This window comes from Micromonospora costi, assembly GCF_003626655.1.
Taxonomy (GTDB): Bacteria; Actinomycetota; Actinomycetes; order Mycobacteriales; family Micromonosporaceae; genus Micromonospora; species Micromonospora costi.
Window position 1 is genome coordinate 423,873 of record NZ_RBAN01000001.1, and the last position, 18,747, is coordinate 442,619.

Annotated in this window: 19 protein-coding genes; 6 read left to right on the plus strand and 13 right to left on the minus strand. The window is 74.3% G+C overall.

Going from position 1 to position 18,747, the window contains the following annotated elements:
* Positions 1–11 precede the first annotated feature (11 nt).
* Positions 12–1,598 carry an MDR family MFS transporter gene (locus D7193_RS01950; RefSeq protein WP_120777655.1) on the plus strand — a complete coding sequence of 529 codons (1,587 nt, stop codon included), beginning with the start codon at positions 12–14 and terminating at the stop codon, positions 1,596–1,598.
* A 107-nt stretch (positions 1,599–1,705) separates the two neighbouring features.
* On the opposite strand, the gene D7193_RS01955 is transcribed toward D7193_RS01950, so the two are convergent.
* A complete protein-coding gene (locus tag D7193_RS01955; RefSeq protein ID WP_120777656.1) occupies positions 1,706–2,149 on the minus strand; it encodes an ATP-binding protein in 444 nt (147 codons plus the stop codon).
* A 124-nt stretch (positions 2,150–2,273) separates the two neighbouring features.
* On the opposite strand from D7193_RS01955, the gene D7193_RS01960 reads away from it, so the two are divergent.
* The 3 genes from D7193_RS01960 to D7193_RS01970 all read left to right on the plus strand — a co-directional run bounded on the left by D7193_RS01960 (position 2,274) and on the right by D7193_RS01970 (position 4,374).
* A complete protein-coding gene (locus D7193_RS01960; protein ID WP_158674756.1) occupies positions 2,274–2,591 on the plus strand; it encodes an STAS domain-containing protein in 318 nt (105 codons plus the stop codon).
* A 77-nt stretch (positions 2,592–2,668) separates the two neighbouring features.
* Complete coding sequence (locus D7193_RS01965; protein ID WP_120779179.1) at positions 2,669–3,892, plus strand: PP2C family protein-serine/threonine phosphatase; 1,224 nt, start codon at positions 2,669–2,671, stop codon at positions 3,890–3,892.
* Between the two features lie 80 nt (positions 3,893–3,972).
* Positions 3,973–4,374 carry a DUF2267 domain-containing protein gene (locus D7193_RS01970; protein WP_120777658.1) on the plus strand — a complete coding sequence of 134 codons (402 nt, stop codon included), beginning with the start codon at positions 3,973–3,975 and terminating at the stop codon, positions 4,372–4,374.
* A 24-nt stretch (positions 4,375–4,398) separates the two neighbouring features.
* Here the strand turns inward: D7193_RS01970 and D7193_RS01975 are convergent, their stop codons facing one another.
* Genes D7193_RS01975 through D7193_RS02025 form a run of 11 tightly spaced genes read right to left on the minus strand, consistent with a single transcriptional unit; the run spans position 4,399 to position 15,706 of the window.
* Positions 4,399–4,917 carry a hypothetical protein gene (locus D7193_RS01975; RefSeq protein WP_147434312.1) on the minus strand — a complete coding sequence of 173 codons (519 nt, stop codon included), beginning with the start codon at positions 4,915–4,917 and terminating at the stop codon, positions 4,399–4,401.
* Positions 4,918–4,934: 17 nt separating this feature from the next.
* Complete coding sequence (locus D7193_RS01980; protein ID WP_120777660.1) at positions 4,935–5,846, minus strand: hypothetical protein; 912 nt, start codon at positions 5,844–5,846, stop codon at positions 4,935–4,937.
* Positions 5,843–7,090: an MCE family protein gene (locus tag D7193_RS01985; RefSeq protein ID WP_120777661.1), complete on the minus strand. Its 1,248-nt coding sequence runs from the start codon at positions 7,088–7,090 to the stop codon at positions 5,843–5,845. Before D7193_RS01985 ends, D7193_RS01980 begins: the two co-directional genes overlap by 4 nt.
* Positions 7,087–8,550, minus strand: a complete 1,464-nt coding sequence (locus tag D7193_RS01990) for an MCE family protein (protein WP_241562784.1) — start codon at positions 8,548–8,550, stop codon at positions 7,087–7,089. The genes D7193_RS01985 and D7193_RS01990 overlap by 4 nt, the downstream gene beginning before the upstream one ends.
* A complete protein-coding gene (locus D7193_RS01995) occupies positions 8,547–9,797 on the minus strand; it encodes an MCE family protein (RefSeq protein ID WP_120777662.1) in 1,251 nt (416 codons plus the stop codon). Before D7193_RS01995 ends, D7193_RS01990 begins: the two co-directional genes overlap by 4 nt.
* Positions 9,797–10,777, minus strand: a complete 981-nt coding sequence (locus D7193_RS02000; RefSeq protein WP_120777663.1) for an MCE family protein — start codon at positions 10,775–10,777, stop codon at positions 9,797–9,799. The genes D7193_RS01995 and D7193_RS02000 overlap by 1 nt, the downstream gene beginning before the upstream one ends.
* Complete coding sequence (locus D7193_RS02005; protein ID WP_120777664.1) at positions 10,774–11,808, minus strand: MCE family protein; 1,035 nt, start codon at positions 11,806–11,808, stop codon at positions 10,774–10,776. Before D7193_RS02005 ends, D7193_RS02000 begins: the two co-directional genes overlap by 4 nt.
* Positions 11,805–13,133 (minus strand): MCE family protein, encoded by a 1,329-nt coding sequence (locus D7193_RS02010; protein ID WP_120777665.1) that lies wholly within the window; start codon positions 13,131–13,133, stop codon positions 11,805–11,807. The genes D7193_RS02005 and D7193_RS02010 overlap by 4 nt, the downstream gene beginning before the upstream one ends.
* 2 nt (positions 13,134–13,135) lie before the next feature.
* Entirely contained in the window at positions 13,136–13,939 is an 804-nt protein-coding gene (locus D7193_RS02015; protein ID WP_120777666.1) for an MlaE family ABC transporter permease, read from the minus strand.
* 1 nt (position 13,940) lies between these two features.
* The gene (locus tag D7193_RS02020) at positions 13,941–14,711 is read right to left on the minus strand and encodes an MlaE family ABC transporter permease (protein WP_120777667.1); all 771 of its coding nucleotides are present in this window, start codon (positions 14,709–14,711) and stop codon (positions 13,941–13,943) included.
* Positions 14,708–15,706: an ABC transporter ATP-binding protein gene (locus D7193_RS02025; protein WP_120777668.1), complete on the minus strand. Its 999-nt coding sequence runs from the start codon at positions 15,704–15,706 to the stop codon at positions 14,708–14,710. Before D7193_RS02025 ends, D7193_RS02020 begins: the two co-directional genes overlap by 4 nt.
* A gap of 165 nt (positions 15,707–15,871) precedes the next feature.
* Between D7193_RS02025 and shbA the strand changes: the two genes are divergently transcribed.
* Complete coding sequence (gene shbA, locus D7193_RS02030) at positions 15,872–16,450, plus strand: RNA polymerase sigma factor ShbA (RefSeq protein WP_120777669.1); 579 nt, start codon at positions 15,872–15,874, stop codon at positions 16,448–16,450.
* Positions 16,447–17,271: an anti-sigma-D factor RsdA gene (locus D7193_RS02035; protein ID WP_120777670.1), complete on the plus strand. Its 825-nt coding sequence runs from the start codon at positions 16,447–16,449 to the stop codon at positions 17,269–17,271. The genes shbA and D7193_RS02035 overlap by 4 nt, the downstream gene beginning before the upstream one ends.
* Positions 17,272–17,303: 32 nt before the next feature.
* Here the strand turns inward: D7193_RS02035 and D7193_RS02040 are convergent, their stop codons facing one another.
* Positions 17,304–18,677: an MFS transporter gene (locus D7193_RS02040; RefSeq protein ID WP_120777671.1), complete on the minus strand. Its 1,374-nt coding sequence runs from the start codon at positions 18,675–18,677 to the stop codon at positions 17,304–17,306.
* Positions 18,678–18,747: the final 70 nt, after the last annotated feature.

Below are 18,747 nucleotides of genomic sequence, written 5' to 3' on the forward strand. Positions count from 1 at the left end.
CAAGGAAGCAGATGACCGCACCCACCGTGCCCGCCGACGCCACCGAGGCCGGCCCGGCACGCATGTCCCGCCGCGAGGTCCTGCAGGCCCTCTCCGGCCTGATGGTCGGCATGTTCGTGTCGATCCTCGCCTCCACGGTCGTGGCGAACGCGCTGCCGCGCATCATCGCCGACCTGCACGGCAGCCAGACGGTCTACACCTGGATCGTCACCACCGAGTTGCTGGCCATGACGGCGACCGTGCCGCTGTGGGGCAAGATGGCCGACCTCTACAGCAAGAAGCTGCTCATCCAGCTGTCGCTGGGGCTGTTCGTGGTCGGCTCGCTGATCGCCGGTTTCACCCCGAACGTCGAGATCCTGCTCGTCAGCCGGATCGTCCAGGGCGTCGGCGCGGGCGGCATGACCGCCCTCGCCACCATCGTGATGGCCGCCATGATCCCGCCCCGGGAGCTCGGCCGGTACGCCGGCATCTTCGGCGCGGTGTTCGGCGTGGGCACCATCGCCGGCCCGCTGATCGGCGGCGTCCTGGTCGACACCTCCTGGCTCGGCTGGCGCTGGTGCTTCCTGATCGGCGTCCCGTTCACCCTGCTGTCGATCTTCCTGCTCCAGCGGACGCTCCACCTGCCCGTCGTCCGCCGCGAGGTCAAGATCGACTGGCTCGGCGCCGCCCTGATCACCACCGGCGTGTCGCTGCTGCTGGTCTGGTCCTCGCTGGCCGGCAACAAGTTCGCCTGGGCGTCCGGCTGGACGGCGCTCATGGTCGCCGGCGGTGTCGCCCTGCTCGCGGTGGCCGTGTTCGTGGAGTCCCGGGCCGCCGAGCCGATCATCCCGCTGGACATCTTCCGGAACCGGACGGTCTCGCTGGCCACCGTGGCGAGCGTGCTGGTCGGTGTGGCGATGTTCGGCGGCACGGTGTTCCTGTCCCAGTACTTCCAGATCTCGCTCGGCAAGTCGCCGACCGTGGCCGGTCTCATGAGCCTTCCGATGATCTTAGGCCTGCTCGTGTCGTCGACCGTCGCCGGTCAGCTCATCACGAAGTACGGCCGCTGGAAGATGTTCCTGGTGACCGGCGGGGCGATCATGACGGCCGGCATGGTCCTCCTCGGGACCATCGACGCGCGGACCAGCGTGGTCGTCTTGGGGATCTACATGGCCGTGCTCGGCATCGGCGTCGGCATGCTCATGCAGAACCTGGTGTTGGCCGCCCAGAACGACGTGCCCGCCCACGAGCTGGGCGCGGCCACGTCCGTGCTGACCTTCTTCCGGAGCATGGGCGGCGCCATCGGCGTGAGCGCGCTGGGCGCCGTGCTGGCCAACCGGATCACCGACCTCATGACGGAGAAGCTCGGCCCCGCCGCGGCCGGCGGCGGCTCGTCCGCCGCGGTCCCGGACCTCTCCACGCTGCCCGCCCCCGTGCTGCGCATCGTGCAGGACGTGTACGGGAGCGCCACCGCCGAACTGTTCCTGCTCGGCGCGCCACTGGCCCTGCTCGCGATGGTCGTGGTCCTCTTCATCCGCGAGAAGCCGCTGCACACGCTCAGCGGTGACCAGCGGCGGGCCCAGGAGGAGGCTGCGCGGACGGCGTCCCTGTCCCACTGACAATTTCCCACCCGGACGGGGTCCCGTGGCGCCGGCACCGCGCCGCGGGACCCCTTCGCCGTCTCCGGGCTGCGCCGGCCGGTGGATGGTGCGGCGGCGGTTGCGCGTCAGCCCCGGGGGTCGGATGTCACACCCGGTGCCGCCACGGCGCTCAAGGTGACGACGGTGCCGGAACCGGAGGTGTCGATGGTCACGTTCTCGCAGAGCTGCTGCACCAGCCAGAGCCCGCGCCCGCCCAGCGTCTGGGGCGACGGCAGGTGCGGTGCGACGTGCTCGGGGATCCCGCTGCCGTGATCGCGGACGCTCACCACCACGAGCCCGGACCCGGCGCTCACGGTGACGTCGGCGGCGCCTCCGCCGTGCTGGATCGCGTTGATCATCGCCTCGTTCACGGCGATGGTGAACTGCTCCGCCTGATCGGGGGCGAGGCCGGCCCGTAACGCCGCGTCGGTCACCCGGTGACGGACGGTGGCGACGCCTGGCGCTGTGACACCGCGTACCGTCGCCGCGACCGGAGCTGTCTCCGGCCCGTCGGCTGATGTCACATCCACACGTCCTCACCCCGGGAACCTGACCCACGACCGGCGTCGCGCGCCCGAGACGCCACAATGCCGGTGACCCACTATAAAGTCAGCACGACCCCGCAGCCCGGGACGCGAGAGGAGGTGTGATGCCGTGGCGCTGTCGTTCTCCCACCGCCATGACGCCGACGCCGTCACCGTGGCCGCGCGCGGCGAGGTCGACCTCTCCACCGCCGACGACCTGTCACGCGCGATCGAGGACGCCGTGGCGGGCCCGGCGACCACGGTCACCGTCGACCTGGGCGACGTCACCTTCCTGGACTCCGCCGGGATCAACGTGCTGCTCCGCGGGCGGCGACTGGCCGACGAGCGGGGCACGTCCTACCACGTCACCAACGCCCGGGGCATGGTCGGCCAACTCCTCCGGATGACCGGCGTGTGGGACCACCTCACGACGCCGGCGCACGGGTAGGGGCGGTGTGCTGGTGCGGGCCGACCGGGTCCGGCACGTGACGGCACCCTCGGTGATCGGTTGAGGATGCGATGGTGATGAGCGGCGACGTATCACGGGCCGGCAGCGAGGAGAAGCTCCGCCGGTTGCAGACCGTGACCGACGCCGCGCTGTCCCAGCTCGGCCTGGAGGATCTGCTCGACGAACTGCTGGAGCGCACCCGCGACCTGCTCCAGGCCGACACGGCCGCGATCCTGCTGCTCGACCCGACCGGCGCCGAACTGGTGGCCACCGCCGCGAGCGGCCTCGAACAGGAGGTGCGTCAGGGTGTCCGGATCCCGGTCGGCCGGGGCTTCGCGGGCTCCGTCGCCGCCCGCGGCGAGCCGGTCATGCTCGAACACGTCGACACCAACGTCATCAACCCGATCCTGGTCAACCGGGGTGTGGCCTCCCTCCTCGGCGTGCCGATGCTCGACGGCCCGCGGGTCATCGGGGTGCTGCACGTCGGCACGCTGACCCCGCGCCGGTTCAGCGACGACGACGTCGAGCTGCTCCGGCTGGTGGCCGACCGGGCGAGCCTCGCCACCCAGGCCCGACTGTCCCGGCTCGACCGGGCCGCGGCGGTGGCCCTGCAACGCAGCCTGCTGCCCGCCCGGCCGCAGGCGGTGCCCGGCCTCGACGTGGCCGCCCGGTACGTGCCCGGCACCGCGGTGGGCGTCGGCGGCGACTGGTACGACCTCTTCCCCCTGCCCTCGGGGCACATCGGCGTCGCCATCGGTGACGTCGCCGGCAACGGCCTGCGGGCGGCGGTGGTGATGGGTCGCATCCGCAGTGCGCTGCGCGCGTACGCGCTGGAGACCGACGACCCGGCCGACGTGCTCACCCGCCTCGACCGCAAGGTGCAGCTGTTCGAGCCGGACGTCATGGCCACGGCCCTCTACGCCGTCGTGGACCCGGCGCTGCGCACGATCACCGTCTCCAGCGCGGGGCACCTGCCTCCGCTCGTCGCGGCGCCGGGCGAGCCCACCCGGCCGATCCCGGTCGCCCCGGACCTCCCGCTGGGCGCCTACCGGAACACGCCCCGGCACCGCATCCGGGCCGCGCTGGCGCCCGGAAGCTGCCTCTTCCTCTACACCGACGGCCTCATCGAGCGGCGGAGCCGCCCCCTCGACGAGGGGATCGAGATCCTCCGCCGCTCGCTGGAGTGCGGGTCCGCCGACGCGATGTGCAGCGCCGCGATGGCCGCCCTGCTCACCGAGGCGGCGGCCACCGACGACGTCGCCGTGCTGGCGGTCCGGCGTACCGAGCCCGCGCCGGCCTGAGCGGTCGCGCCACCGCGCCGGTTTGCCGCCCCGGCACGCGGGTAGACGCCGCTGTCCCGTCCCAGAGGGAGGCCGCGAAGGTGCAGAACAGCGAGTTCATCGACTCGGTGGCGAAACGCCTGCGCACGTCGCCCGAGCAGGCGACCGCCATCACGCGCGCCACGCTCACCACGCTGGCCGAGCGCATCGAGAGCGGCGAGGCCAAGGATCTGGCGGCCCAGCTCCCCGAGGAGCTGCGGGGGTACGCCCACGGGCCCGCCGGGGAGAGCGGCCGCTTCAGCTTCACCTCGTTCCTCAACCAGGTGCGCGGGCGGGCCGAGGTGGACGAGTCGACGGCCCGGGACGGGGTGCGCGCGGTCTTCGACACGCTCCGCGAGGCCCTCCCGCCGGGCGCGTACGACGACGTCGTCACCCAGCTGCCCGCCGAGTTCTGGGAACTCACCGACTCCGCCGGCCGGTACGACGGTCGCCGCGGCGGCTGAACGCGTCGCGCCGACCCGCCGCTGTCAGATGGCCGTGGCCTGGGACACCTTCCACTCACCGCCGACCGGCACGAGCGTGAGCACCACCCGGTTCTGGTCGACCTTCTCCCCCGCCGTGCTCACGTTGCGCCGGTACTGGTTGAGGTAGACGAGCAGCTCCACCCGATCCGGCGTCGCGCTCACCACTCCCGTGGCGGACACCTCGGCCAGCACCACGGCCTGCTGCTTGCCGGCCGTCTCCTTGAGGGTGGCGGTGGTCCGGGCGTACTCGTCGGAGAACGCGCCGGTCGCGAACGTCCGCCCGTTCGCGACGCTCTCGTCGAACGTGCGGTAGTCGTACGAGAAGATGGCCTTCGCCGCGGCCGGCGCCGTGGCCAGCGCCTGGCGCACCGCCTCGTCCCGCCGGGCGGCGCTCCGGTCGCCGTACCAGGCGAGGGCGGCCACGGCGGCCGCGAGCACCGTCATCACGGCGAGCGCCGCCACCAGGGGGAACCGGCGGCGGCGCGGGGAGCGGTCCCGCCGCCGAAGGCGTGGGGTACGCATGGTCGACCTCCCGCGCGTCATCCGACGAACTGCAGTTTCGCCACGAGCCAGTCGCCGGAGTCCCGGTCCCGCACGAGGTCGAGCTGGATCCGGTAGTGCGACGGGCGGCCCTGCGGCGCCTTGACGTTCTTCACGGTGGCGTCGACGGCCACCAGCGCCACCGCGCGGCGCCGGTCACCGGAGACCAGCCCGGCGCGCAGCACCGTGCCCTTCGAGTCCACCTTGTTCTCCACGACGGCCGTGCGGACCTGGGCCTGACCGCGGCTGAACTCGTCCCGGAACTCCCCGGTCGCGCCCGCGGTGATCCGTTGCAGGTCGCGGTCCACACTGGCCGCGCTCACCGACACGAAGTTGACGCTGGCCTGCCGGGCGGCCGCGAGCGCGCCCTGCCGGGCCTGCTCGGTGGACCGCGCCACGTACCACCGGTGCCCGTACACCCCGGCGCCGGCCAGGGCGGCGGCGAGGAGCACCACCAGCAGGCCGGCCAGCGCCCGGCGTCGGCCCGGCCCGGCGTCCTCGGGGTTCCCACGGTCGTCGGCGGGCTGCCCGGGGTCGTCGGCGGGTTGCGTGGTGTCGTCGGCGGGCTGCCCGGGGTCGTCGTCGGTCGGGCTCCGTCCGGCCGCCGTGGCTCCACCGGTCGAGGCGGGACCGTCGGCGTCGTCCGCCTCGTCGGGGCCGGGCAGGTCCTCGACCTCGGCCGGATCGCCGACCACGGTCAGGTCACCGGCCTCCAGGGGATCCTCGACGGGCTCCCGGTCGAGCCGCTCCAGCACCTCCTCGATCCCGCCGTCCGGGGCGGGCGCGGGGCGGGTGACGATCCGGCGCCGTACGGGCCGGCCGGGGGTACCAGCCTTCGCCCCCTTGATCACTCTGAGCGTCCGCTCCCTGCGGGTCGGCACGCCGTCACCTCCCTCGTCGTCGCCGGTCACGGTGTCACCCCGGCGAGCAGCAGCTGTTTCCACGACTGGTCCCCGGCCGTCCGGTACTGCCCGCCCGTGCCGCCGAACTGCAGCGGTCGCCCGTCCGAGCTGAGCACGAGACCGGTCGCGGGGTCGTACCCGCCGGGAGCGACGGGCGCGGGCCCGGCGGTGCCGGACGCGGGCGCGGCGTCCCGCCCGGACGGACGCGGGGCGTTGGCGGCGCCGCGCACGCTTCCCCCGGCCCCTCGTTCCCGGTCACCGCAGCGCGTCCCGCCGCCCGCGTACACACAGGACGGCGGGTCGTTCACGTTGAGCACCAGCCCGAGGTGGGCGGTGCCGTCGCCGGGCGTCACCGTGAACCCGCCGGCCACGGCGATCGGGTACACCACGAGCAGCTGCTCGATGCCGGGCAGCCGGCGGGCCGCGACGCCGCCCGTGCTCACCAGGTTGCCGAGCAGCGTGCCCACCGTCGGCTCCAGGCCACGCAGCAGCGCCCGCAGTTCCGCGCCCGCCGGCGGCCCCTCGGCGAGCAGCCGCCGCAGGTCCGGGTCGGCGGAGCGGACGGTGGCCGCCAGCGCCGCGAGCCCCGCCGACCAGCGGCGCAACGCCTCGGAGGACTCGGCCTGGGTGGTCAGCACCGTACGGCCGTCGCGGATCAGGGCCAGCGTCTCGGGCAGCCGCGCGGCGGCGTCGGCGAGCAGCGCGTCACCGGCGTCGAGGATGCGGGCCAGCGCCTGCTCGTTGCCCTCGAACGCGGCGCCCAGCTCACCGATGAGCACCGTGAGGTCCTCGGCGTCCACCGAGCGGACCAGCGCGTCGAGGTTGGTGAGCAGCGTCTCCGGTGCGAGCGGGACGCCGGTGCGGTCGGCCGGGATCACCGCGCCGTCGGTGAGGTACGGGCCGCCGTCGCGGTCCGGGCGCAGGTCGACGTACTGCTCGCCGACGGCCGAGCGCTGGGTCACGACCGCGCGCAGCGCCGCGGGGACCCGTACGCCGCGTTCGATCCGCAGCTCCGCCCGGACACCGCCGTCGCGCAGCTCGACGGCCGTGACCCGGCCCACCGGTACGCCCCGGTAGGTGACCGGGGCGTGCGGGAAGATCCCGCCGGCACGGGCCAAATCCAGGTGGACGAGGTAGCCGCCGCCGAGCAGCCGGTCGCCGAGCCCGACGTAGCGGACGCCGACGTACCCGACGCCGAGCAGGCTCACCAGCACGAACACCAGGACCTGGAGTTTCGCGGTCCGTCCGATCATCGCAACCCTCCACCCAGCACGTCGCCCAGATCGCCGATGAGCCCGGTCACCGCGCCGGTCACCGGCAGCACGCACTCCGCGGTGAGCACCGTGCCGGGCAGCAGTTCCGTTCCGGCCGGGAACGCGGTGCCGGGTGGCACCAGGCCCTTGGGCAGAACGAGACCACCGAGCGGCACCACCGACCCGGGCTTGAGCAGCGTGCACCCCTTCGGCAGGAGGCAGGCCGTCGGCGGGGTCCAGGTGCTCGGGAAGTGGGCCAGGTCGGGCAGGCACTCGGTGAGCGGTGGCAGGGCGGGCCGGTCGTCCTCGTCCCCCGGACCGGTGCCCGGACGGGGCTTCGGGGTGGCCGTGCCCGGCCTCGCGGACGGCCGCTTCGTGTCCGGTGTGGACGGCCGGGCCGCCGGCGCGGCCGGCGCGGCCGGCGGCGGTGCCGCGACGACCAGGTTGGACAGGATGGTGGCGGCGTCCAGGTCGGCGGTGATCGCGAGGTTCACGAAGTCGCCGACGATCGCGCCGTCGACGTTCGGCGGGAACGGGTACGACAGCATGAAGTCCAACGACTTCGGCAGGTCGTCGCCGGCACGGGCCAGTTGCTCCAGGATCGGTTGCAGCGCCCGCAGGCTCGCGAGGGTGTCGTCCCGGCTGCGGTCGACCACCCGGGTGCCGACCTTGCCCAGCTCGCCGAGGGCGGTCAGCGCGTGGGTGAGCTGGGCCCGCTGGTCGGCCAGCACGGTCAGCCCCGGCGCGAGCGAGTCCAGCGCCTCGCCGACCACCTGCCGCTGCCGGCTGAGCCGGTCGGTGAGGCGGTCGAGCGCCTCGATGGCCCGGACCAGGTCGGCCTTCTGCCGCTCGAGCCCGCCGACGAACGTGTCGAGCTGGTGCAACGCGTCCCGGACGGCCGGTTCCCGCCCGTCGAGGGCACGGCCCAGCTCCTCGTTGATGGTGCGCAACTGGGCCAGGCCGCCGCCGTTGAGCAGCAGGCCGAGGGCGGCCAGCACCTCCTCCACCTCCGCGCCCCGGCGGGTGCGCGACAGCGGGATGACGTCGCCGTCGGCGAGCCGGCCGGCCGCGCCGGTGGGAGGCGGGGCGACCGTCACGTACTTCTCGCCGAGCAGGCTGCTCTGCCGCACCGCGGCCGTGGCGTTGGCGGGCAGCCGCACCGCGCGGTCGATGCGCAGCCGTACCCGGGCGGTCCAGCCGGCCAGGGAGATCTTCTCGACGCTGCCCACCGTCACGTCGTCGACCTTCACGGCGGCCCGCGGCACCAGATCGAGCACGTCGGTGAACTCGGCGGTGACGGTGTAGCCGTCACCGGCCGGCGCTCCGCCGGGCAGCGGCAGGTCGGCCAGCTCGGGCAGGCCGCACCCGGTGGGCAGCAGCAGCACGGCGAGCGCGCCGGCCAGCGCGCGCCGCACCCGCGCGCCGGCCGGCGTCCGCCCGAGGGCGCGGCCCGCGCTCACGACGCACCTCGCAGGATGCCGCCGAGGGTGAGGTCGGGAGTGATGCCGGGGCCGCCCGGCGCCCCGTCGGGGCTCGGTCCACCGGCGGAGCTGACCGGAGGACGTGCCGGTGGTGTCGAGCCGGTCGACGGGGCACCGGGCGGCAGCTTGAGGAGTGTGCGCAGCTGGTCGGTCATCGGCAGGCCGCGCGCGTGGAGGGTCTGGGCGAGCGCCGTGCAGGTCTCGGGCACCTTCGCGCCGGGAAGCTGGTCGACGATCAGGGAACAGACGAAGCCGGCCGGGTCGTACGGGCCCATCACGTTGTCGCGGGTGTCGAGGGTGCCCGAGCGCGGGTTGTACGCGAGCGCGAGGTTGTTGAGCGTCAGCGGCGCCACGTCGAGGATGTCGATGACGGCCTTCTGCTGCCGGACGAGCACGCCGGTCACGTCGGCCAGCGCCGCGACGTTGCCGGTCAGCTCGTCGCGGTTGGCGCGGACGAACGTGGTGACCTCGCCGAGCGCCGCCGCGAGGTTGCGCAGTGCCGCCGCCAGCTCGTCCCGCTCGCCCGCGAGCTGCTCGGCGACGTCGGCGAGCTGCTGCTGGAATCCGCGTACCTGCTGGTCGCTGCGGGCCAGCGCGGTGGTGAACCGTTGCAGGTTGGCGACCGAGGCGAACAGGTCCTGCCGGCCGTCGGAGAGCGTGTCGAGCGCCTGGGACAGGCCGGTCAGGGTCTCGTGCAGGTCGTCGCCGTTGCCGTCGAGGTTGGCCCGACCGGTGGCGAGCAGGTCGGACAGTGCGCCGTCCCTGTTCGCCCCCTGCGGGCCGAGCGTCCGGTTGAACTCGTCGAGCGCCTGGTAGATGTCGTCGATCTCCATGGGCGCGGCGGTGCGTTCGATCGGGATCTCCGCACCGTCGGGCAGCGCGGCGCCGCCGGTGAAGGCCGGCGTGAGCTGCACGTACCGGTCGCTCACCACGCTGGGGGGCACGATGACGGCCTGCGCGCCGCTGGGCACGCTGACGTCGGGGTCGTAGCGCATGCTCACCCGGACCACCCGGCCCTGCGGGGTGACGTCGAAGACCTCGCCGACGCGCACCCCGAGCACCCGCACGTCCGAGCCGGGGTGGACCCCGACGGCCCGGGTGAAGTAGGCGACCACGCGACGCTGGGCCGGTTCGTGACGCCACGCGACCAGGCCGGCGGCGAGCGCGGTCACCAGGACGGTGGCGGCGGCGACCGGTCGGCGCCAGCCGCGGATCGGGCCGGGCATCAGCGTCCTCCCGTGGGCACGTAGGGCTGCACGAGGCCGCTCACGTACGAGTCGAACCAGCGGCCGTTGCCGACCACGTTGGCGAAGGCGGTGACGAACGGCGCCATCCGTTGGATCGTCTGCTCCAGTTCGTCGCGGTTGCGTTGCAGCACGGCCACCACGTCGCGCAGCTTGCGCAGCGCCGGCTCGAGCTGGGCGCGGTTGTCGGCCACCAGGCCGGACAGCTGCCGGGCCAGCTCGTCGGTGCCGACCAGCAGCCGGTGGATGGCGTCACGGCGACGGCTCACCTCGGCCAGCAGCGCCTCGCCGTCGGTGACCAGCCGGCGGAACTCCTCGTCGCGGGTGGCGAGCACGTCGGTGACCTGGCGGGCCCGCCCGAGCAGGGCGCGCAGTTCGGCGTCCCGTTCGGCCACCGTGCGGGACAGGCGCGAGAGCCCGGTGAGGGACGACCGGACGCTCCCCGGTGTGTCGGCGAACGTGTCGCTGAGCGTGCGGAACGCGGTCGCGAGCTGGTCGGTGTCGACCCGGTCGAGGGTGTCGGCCAGGCCGGTGACGGCCTGCACCACGTCGAACGGCGCCGCCGTACGGTCCAGCGGGATGCGCCCGCCCTCGGGCAGCCGTCCCGGTCCGGCCGGGGCGAGGGCGAGGTACTTCTGGCCGAGCACCGTCTTGATCCGGATGGTGGCGCCGGTGTCCCGGCCGAGCCGTACGCCGTCGTCGTCGACCCGGAACCGGACCCGCACGTACGGCTGGGTGTCGCGGGCCAGTTCCACGGCGGTCACGGCACCGACCCGGACCCCGGCGACCCGGACCTCGTTGCCGGCGGCGAGGCCGCTCGCGTCGTGGAAGGCGGCCTGGTACGTCCGGCCGGTGAGCGCCGCCAGCCGGTCGAGCTGGAAGGCGCCGAGCAGGGCGGCGGCGACGAGGGTCAGCCCGACGACGCCGACGACGACGGGGTTGCGTTCGCGGAACGGTCTCACTGGCTCCCCCCGGTGGCGCAGCGGGCGGCCGGCGCGCTGAGCGTCGCCGGGTTGAGCGGGGCGTGACCGGCGACCGCCACGCGGCCGTCGAAGTCGCAGAGGTAGAAGTTGAACCACGAGCCGTAGGAGGCGACGCGGGTCAGCGACTCGTACCGTCCGGGCAGCCGGCCGAGGGTGCCGTCGATGACCGCGGCGTTGCGGTCGAGGGTGCCGGCCAGGTCCCCGAGGGCACGCACGTCGGCGGCGAGCGGGGGTCGGGCCTCGTCCAGCAGCCCGGCCGTCACGTCGGTGAGTTCGCCGAGGTTGGTCAGCGCGTCGCCGATCGCGGTGCGGTCCGCCGCGAGGCCGGAGACGAACTGCTGCACCTGGGTGATGGTCCGGTCGAGTTCGGCGTCCCGGCCGGCCAGCGTGCCCAGCACCTCGTTGAGGTTGGTGACGACCCGGCCGATGACGGCGTCGCGGTCGGCGAGGGTGTTGGTGAGCGACGCGGTGCGCTGGAGCAGGCTGGACACGGTGCCGCCCTCGCCCTGGAACACCTGGATGATCTCGTAGGCGAGCTTGTTGACGTCGTCCGGGTCCAGCGCCGTGAACAGCGGCCGGAACCCGTTGAACAGCGTGGTCAGGTCGAGCGCCGGCGTGGTCTGCGCGAGCGGGATGAGCCCGTCGGCCGGCAGCGGGCGGCCGTCCCCCGGCCCCTCGGTCAGCGCCAGGTAGCGCTGGCCCACCAGGTTCCGGTAACGGATCTTGGCCCGTACGCTCGTGGCGAGGGGCAGGTCGTCGGCCACCGTGAAGGCCACCTCGGCGACGCTGTCGTCGACCACGCGGATGTCGCGGACCTTGCCGACCCGGACCCCGGCGACCCGGACGTCGTCGCCCGGGAGCAGCCCGGTGACGTCGGTGAACCGGGCCCGGTAGGTGGCGCCGCCGGGCGGGAAGGCGCCCAGGGTCTGCGCGAGCAGCCCGGTCAGCAGCACCGTCACCGCCGCGAAGATCAGCAGCTTGACCAGCGGACCCCTGGTCTTCCCGCTCATCGCGCGTTCACCACCCCACCGCGCAGCAAAGGCCCCCACAGCAGGACGGCGATGTCCGGGACCTCCGCGGGGAGGGTGCCGGTGAGCGCCCCGAGCAGCGGCCGGACGAGGGCCTGTTCCTCGCCGGTGCCGGCCCGGCCCATCTCCACGGGCAGGGTGGCGTCGGCGGGGGCGACCGGGCGGGCGGGAGCCGCGGGTGGCTTCGCGGGCGCCGGGCCCGGTACGCCGACCCGCAGCAGCGGGTGCGGCCGGTCGCCGGAGTAGTCGTAGCCGTCGTTCACCGGTACCTCGGGCGCGGGAACGGGCGGGTGCGGCAGCCCGTGGCACTGCGGGCCGTTGCGCGCGCCGTAGACCGGCTCGTCCCGGCCCGGCTCGTACGGCCCACCGTCGCGGGTGACCTCGAGCGTGATGTGCATCCGGCCGCCCGCGAAGACCTCCTCCACCCGGGGTTGCAGGGCGACCAGGCCGTCGACGAGGCACGGGTACTCCGGCGCGTACGCGGCGAGCAGTTCGAGCACCGGCCGGCTGACGTCGCCGAGCCGGATGAGCTGGTCGCCGTGCCGGTCGAGGAAGCCCTCGGCCGCCTCGGCGGTGCCGGTGGTGTCGGTGAGGAACGCGGCGAGCTGGGTGCGCTGGTCGGTGACCGTGGCGGCCGTGACGGTGACGTCGCGCAGCAGCGACACCAGGTCGGGCAGGGCCGCGTCGTAGCTGTCCAGCACGGTGGCGAGCTTCCGGACGTCCTCGGCGATCGTGGGCATCGCCGGGTTGAGTTCGCGCAGGTACGCCCCCAGCCGCTCGACGGTCGCGCCGAGGCGCTCGCCGCGTCCCTCCAGGGCGGTGGCGAGCGCGGACAGCGTGGCGGCGAGCTGGTCGGGGCGGATCGACTGGAGCAGCGGCAGCGCCTCGTCCAGCACCCGCTCCAGCTCGACGGCCGTACGGCTGCGGTCCTGGTCGATGACGGCGCCGTCGCGGATCGGCCCTGCGCCGCCGCCGGCCGGTGGGACCAGCTCGACGTAGCGCTCACCGAAGAGCGTCTTGGGCAGCAGGCGGGCGGTCACGTCGGCGGGGATGCGGTCGGTGCGGGCCGGGTCGAGCGCCAGCCGGAGCACCGCGCCCTCGCCGGTGCCCCGCACCGAACGCACCTCGCCCACGAGCACTCCGCGCACCTTCACGTCCGCGCCGTCGGTGAGCTGGAGGCCGGCCCGGTCGGCGTGCAGGGTGACCCAGGCGACCGGCGTGAACGCCTTGCGGTACTGGAGCACCGAGGCGGTCAGCGCCGCGGTGAGGACGGCGACGAAGACGATGCCGAGGATGCGATGTCTCATGCTCACCCCGCGATCCGGACGGTGGTGGTGGCGCCCCAGATGGCGAGCGACAGGAAGAAGTCGACGACGTTGACCGCCACGATGGCCAGGCGTACGGCCCGCCCGACGGCCACGCCGACCCCGGCCGGGCCGCCGCTCGCCGTGTAGCCGTACCAGCAGTGCACGAGCACGACGATCACGCTGAACACGAGCACCTTGCCGAACGACCAGAGGACGTCACCCGGCGGTAGGAAGAGGTGGAAGTAGTAGTCGTACGTGCCGGCGGACTGTCCGAAGTAGAAGACCGCGATGGTGCGGGTGGCCAGGTAGCTGGCGAGCAGGCCCACCACGTACAGCGGGATCACCGCGATGAAGCCGGCGATCATCCGGGTGGTGACCAGGAACGGCAGGGACGGCACGCCCATCACCTCGAGCGCGTCCACCTCCTCGGAGATCCGCATGGCGCCGAGCTGCGCGGTGAACCCGCACCCCACGGTGGCCGACAGGGCCAGCGCGGCCACTAGCGGCGAGATCTCCCGGGTGTTGAAGTACGCGGAGACGAAGCCGGTGAACGCGCTGCTGCCGATCTGGTTCAGCGCCTGGTAGCCCTGCAACCCCACCTCGGTGCCGGTGAAGAAGGTGAGGAAGCAGATCACGCCGACGGTGCCGCCGAGCACGGCGAGCGCGCCCGTGCCGAAGCTGATCTCGGCGAGCAGCCGTACGACCTCGCGCTTGTACCGGCGCAGCGTGCGAGGGCTCCAGGCGAACGCCCGCAGGTAGAAGGCGAGCTGGCCGCCCAGGCCGTCGAGGAGTCGCAGCAGCGCCACGTCAGCTTCCCTTCTGCGGTACGACCTGGAAGTACACGGCCGTGACGAGGAAGTTCAGCGCGAACAGCAGCATGAACGTGATGACCACACTCTGGTTGACCGCGTCACCCACACCCTTCGGGCCGCCCTTCGCGGTCATCCCCTTGTACGAGGCGACCAGCGCCGCGGCGGCGCCGAACAGCAGCGCCTTCACCTCGCCGACGAGCAGGTCGGGCAGTTGGCCGAGCGCCTGGAAGCTCGCGAGGTACGCCCCGGGGGTGCCACCCTGCATGACGACGTTGAAGGCGTAGCCGCCGCTCACGCCGACCACGCTCACCAGGCCGTTGAGCAGGACGGCGACGAGCATCGAGGCGAGCACACGGGGCACCACGAGCCGCTGGATCGGGTCGATGCCGAGCACCTGCATGGCGTCCAGTTCCTCGCGGATCTTCCGGGATCCGAGGTCGGCGCAGATGGCCGAGCCCCCGGCGCCGGCGATGATCAGCGCGGTGACGATGGGGCCGGCCTCCCGTACGACGGCGAGCACCGACGCGGCGCCGGTGAACGACTGCGCGCCGAGCTGGCGGACCAGGGAGCCGAGCTGCAACGCGATGACCGCGCCGAACGGGATGGACACGAGCGCGGCGGGCAGGATCGACACCGAGCTGATGAACCACGCCTGCTGGACGAACTCCCGCACCTGCACCGGCCGGCGGCCGAGCCCACGCAGGGCGTCCAGACAGAACGCGAAGAACTCGCCGGAGCGGCGTACGGCCGTGACGGGTGCGCTCACCGGGGCCCACCTCCCGTGCCGACCGGCCCGGCCTGGTGGTCGCGCTGGCCGGACCACTCGGCGCCGGTGAAGGAGCCGGGTGGTGGGGTGACGCCGTGCTCGCGGCACCACTGGCCGGGCGGCCGTTCGGCCCGGCGGGGCCGCCCGTCCGACGGCGGCAGCTGCGGCGGGATGGGCGGCAGCGGGGGCAGCTCGACCCCGGCCTGCGCCTCCGCCGCCAGCTCCTCGGCGTCCTTCTCCTCGGCCATGCCGATGGGGCCGATCCGTTGCGCGTTCAGGAACTGCCGCACCACCGGTTCGGTGCTGGAGAGCAGCATCTCCCGGGGCCCGAACATCGCCAGGTGCCCGTGGTAGATCAGGCCGATGTTGTCGGGCACCGTCCGGGCGGTGTTGATGTCGTGGGTGACGATGAGGAACGTCGCCTCGGTGCGCTGGTTGAGGTCGATGATCAGCTGGTTGAGGTAGGCGGTGCGCACCGGGTCGAGCCCGGAGTCGGGCTCGTCGAAGAGGACGATCCGCGGATCGAGGACGAGCGCCCGGGCCAGCCCGGCCCGCTTGCGCATGCCACCGGAGATCTCACCGGGCAGCTTCCGTTCCGCGCCGACCAGGCCCACCATGTCCAGCTTCTCGGTGACGACGGCACGGATCTCCGCCTCGGTCTTGCGGGTGTGCTCGCGCAGCGGGAACGCCACGTTGTCGTAGATGGTCATCGACCCGAACAGGGCGCCGTCCTGGAACAGCACGCCGAAGAGCTTGCGGACCTCGTAGAGGGCGCGCTCGGAGAGGCGCGGCAGGTCGAGGCCCTCGATGACGATGGAGCCCCGGTCCGGGCGGAGCAGGCCCACCAGGGTTTTGAGGAACACCGACTTGCCGGTGCCGGAGGGGCCGAGCAGCACCGAGATCTCGCCGGCCGGGAGGGTGAGGCTGATGTCGGACCACACCGGCTGGCCATTGAAGGACTTGGTGAGCCCCTGCACGGCCACCTCGACGCCCATCGTCCTCCCCCTCCCGGTCGCTATAGGAGACATCGCGGCGGGCCGTCCGAACGCAACAGACTTCTTTGCGGCACCGCCGGGTGACGGAGCGTGAACTGGCGCGCCGGCGAGCGGGTCGATAGCGTGCGCGTTAACCGGCCGGTAACGAAGGTGCCCCCCGACGCGATGACGACCACCATCGAGCCTCAGCTCGTCCGCCGGGCCGCCCAGGGCGACCGGACGGCCACCGCGATGCTGCTCGCGGACGTCCGTCCGGGGCTGGTGCGCTACTGCCGGGCCCGGCTCGGCCGCATCGGCGGGGCGTACACCACGGCCGACGACGTGGCGCAGGAGATCTGCCTGGCCGTTCTGCGGGCCCTGCCCCGGTACCGCGAGCAGGGCACGCCGTTCTCCGCGTTCGTCTACGCGATCGCGGGGCACAAGGTGGCCGACGCGCAACGGGCCGCGGTCCGGGCGGCGTCCGTGACCGCCGCCGACCCGCCGCCGGAGACGCCCGACGCGGCACCCGGCCCCGAACAGCGGGCCGTCGCCACCGACCTGGCCCGCCGGCTCTCCGGGCTGCTGGACCAGCTTCCCGACACGCAGCGGGAGATCGTCGTCCTGCGGGTGGCGGTCGGGCTCTCCGCCGAGGAGGTGGGCGCGATCGTCGACATGTCGGCGGCCGCGGTGCGGGTGGCCCAGTCCCGCGCGCTGGCCCGGCTCCGTACGCTGGCGGGCGACACACTCGGCGAGGTGGCGGCATGACCGAGCAGGCCCGCGACGGCGGGGAGGAGCTGGACCTGGCGACGATCGCCCGGGACGACGAGCTCCTCGACGCGCTCGGCCGCGGCGACCCCGCCCCCGACGGCGACGACGTCGCCGCGATGCTGGCCGCCTGGCGTACGGACGTCGACGACGACGGCGAGCAGCGGCTCATCCGTGCCGCGGCGGACGTCGGGCCACCGGTGCCGGTCACCGGGCAGGCGCCGGCCGGTCGGGGCGCGCTGCGCCTCGCCGCCGCGGTCGTCGCGCTCCTGGCGATCGCCACCGGCCTCGGTGTGGGCAGCCGCCATGCCAGCCCCAGCAGCCCACTGTGGTCGCTGACCCGTGTCCTCTACCCGGAGCACGCCCAGGTGCGCGACGTCGAGGCCACCCTGACCCGGGCGCGCGCGGCGCTGGCCGACGGCCGGCTCGACGAGGCGCGGGACCTCGCCGCACGGGCTCGCCGCGACCTGGCCGGCGTCGACGACGCGGCCATCGCCGCCCGGCTGCGCGCCGACCTCGACGCGCTGGACCGTGACCTCGCGGCGGCGGTGCCCGTCGTTCCGCCTCCGGCCGCCCCGACCGGTGGCGCGGCACCGGCCAGTCCCGCCCCTTCAGGCTCGACGACGGCGCCGGCACCCGGCGACACCGGGGGCGCACCGGTGCCGTCCCCGCCACGACCGGCGCCGTCCACGAGCGCGCCGGCCCTGCCGCCCATCCTGCCGCTGCCGTCGCTGCCCGGCCTGGACGGCAGCGGCCCGCCGATCCTGCCGCTGCCGTCCCTGCCGGGCCTGCCGCTGCCCACCGCCGTCACGCTCGGGTGACGACGGTCCGGCCGGCCGCCGGGGCCGGCCGGTCAGGGAGCCGGGGTGACCGGGCGCGTGAACGCGAACACCAGCAGCGCGACCGCACAACAGCCGGCCGACACCAGCAGGGCCCACCCGGTACCGGCGGCGACCGCGGCACCCATCGACGCGACGCCGAGGGTGGCGCCGACCTGGCGGACGGCGTTGAGCAGGCCGCCCACGGCGCCGGCCGTACCCGGCGGAGCGACGCTGACCATGGCCGCGACCAGGGCCGGCAGGACGAAGGAGACGCCGAGGCCGGTCACCAGGAGGCCCACCGCGAGCCACGGGTAGCCGCCGTCGGCGAAGACGGCGCCGGCCAGGGCGACGCCGCCGGCGGCCAGCAGGCCCAGCCCGGCGAGGATCGGACGACGCGGGCCCACCCGGGCCACGATCCGGCCGGTGACCGGCGGGTTGGCGACGAACGGGAGGGTCAGGGGCAGGAACGCCAGGCCGGTCTCCAGCGGGTCGAGGTGCCACTCCCGCTGGAGCAGCAGGGGCAGCACGAACAGCCCACCGGTCAGCGCGAAGTTCGACGCCGCGGCGGCCAGCAGCCCGGCGCGCACCCCGGCGGACCGCAGCAGCGCCCGGTTCAGGACGGGTGCCGTGCTGCGGCGTTCCCGGGCCCACAGGGCCAGCACCGACACCGCGAACCCGGCCAACGACCATGCGGCGTGGCCCCATCCGCGCTCGCCGGCGGCGATCAGCGCGTCGGTGAGCAGCGCCAGCACCGCCGCGGCCGCCAGTTGCGCCGGCCAGTCGATCCGTCGGTCACCGCGCGGGCAGACCACCGAGCGACCGCGCGTGAGCGCCAGCACCAGCAGGCCGACGGGCACGTTGACCAGGAAGACCGATCGCCAGCCGGCGGTGGCCACCAGGGCGCCGCCCACGATCGGGCCGGTCGCGACGGCCGCGCCGCTGATCGCCGCCCACGTCGACACGGCACGCGCCCGCGCGGCGGGCTCGGGGTAGAGCCGGGCGATCATCGCGAGCGAGGCGGGTACGCAGGCCGCCGCCGCGACGCCCGACACCGCGCGCAGGAGGAGCAGCGTCCACAGCGCCGGTGCGACCGCGCTGAGCAGGGACCCGAGGGTGAAGACGGCGGTGCCGAGCCGGAAGAGCCGCTCGGCGCCGAACCGGTCCGCCGCCGCACCGGCCGACAGCAGCAGCGCGGCGAACGCCGTGGTGTAGCCGGTGGTCGCCCACTGGAGCCCGGCCATCGAGGTGCCCAGGGACGACGCCAGGTCGGGTTCGGCGACGGGCAGCACCGTCATGTCGAGCAGCACCATGAAGTAGCCGAGCGAGATGCCCGTCAGCGCGCGGGCGCGCCCGGGCGTGGGGTGCTCGTACGCGGCGCTGGGCGGGGACGGGTTCACGAGGGTCATGCCGGCGACAGCTCCCGGAGACGTGTGGAGGGGACGGGAGCCACTGTCGGTTCCGCGGGACCTCGGCTCC

Bases quoted from the DNA above. Each gene is read 5' to 3' on its own strand.
- D7193_RS02040 (WP_120777671.1), bottom strand. From the start codon at position 18,677: ATGACCCTCGTGAACCCGTCCCCGCCCAGCGCCGCGTACGAGCACCCC.
- D7193_RS01950 (WP_120777655.1), top strand. From the start codon at position 12: ATGACCGCACCCACCGTGCCCGCCGACGCCACCGAGGCCGGCCCGGCA.
- shbA (WP_120777669.1), top strand. From the start codon at position 15,872: ATGACGACCACCATCGAGCCTCAGCTCGTCCGCCGGGCCGCCCAGGGC.
- D7193_RS01975 (WP_147434312.1), bottom strand. From the start codon at position 4,917: ATGCGTACCCCACGCCTTCGGCGGCGGGACCGCTCCCCGCGCCGCCGC.
- D7193_RS02005 (WP_120777664.1), bottom strand. From the start codon at position 11,808: ATGAGCGGGAAGACCAGGGGTCCGCTGGTCAAGCTGCTGATCTTCGCG.
- D7193_RS01995 (WP_120777662.1), bottom strand. From the start codon at position 9,797: ATGCCCGGCCCGATCCGCGGCTGGCGCCGACCGGTCGCCGCCGCCACC.
- D7193_RS01965 (WP_120779179.1), top strand. From the start codon at position 2,669: ATGAGCGGCGACGTATCACGGGCCGGCAGCGAGGAGAAGCTCCGCCGG.
- D7193_RS02010 (WP_120777665.1), bottom strand. From the start codon at position 13,133: ATGAGACATCGCATCCTCGGCATCGTCTTCGTCGCCGTCCTCACCGCG.
- D7193_RS02025 (WP_120777668.1), bottom strand. From the start codon at position 15,706: ATGGGCGTCGAGGTGGCCGTGCAGGGGCTCACCAAGTCCTTCAATGGC.
- D7193_RS02035 (WP_120777670.1), top strand. From the start codon at position 16,447: ATGACCGAGCAGGCCCGCGACGGCGGGGAGGAGCTGGACCTGGCGACG.
- D7193_RS01985 (WP_120777661.1), bottom strand. From the start codon at position 7,090: ATGATCGGACGGACCGCGAAACTCCAGGTCCTGGTGTTCGTGCTGGTG.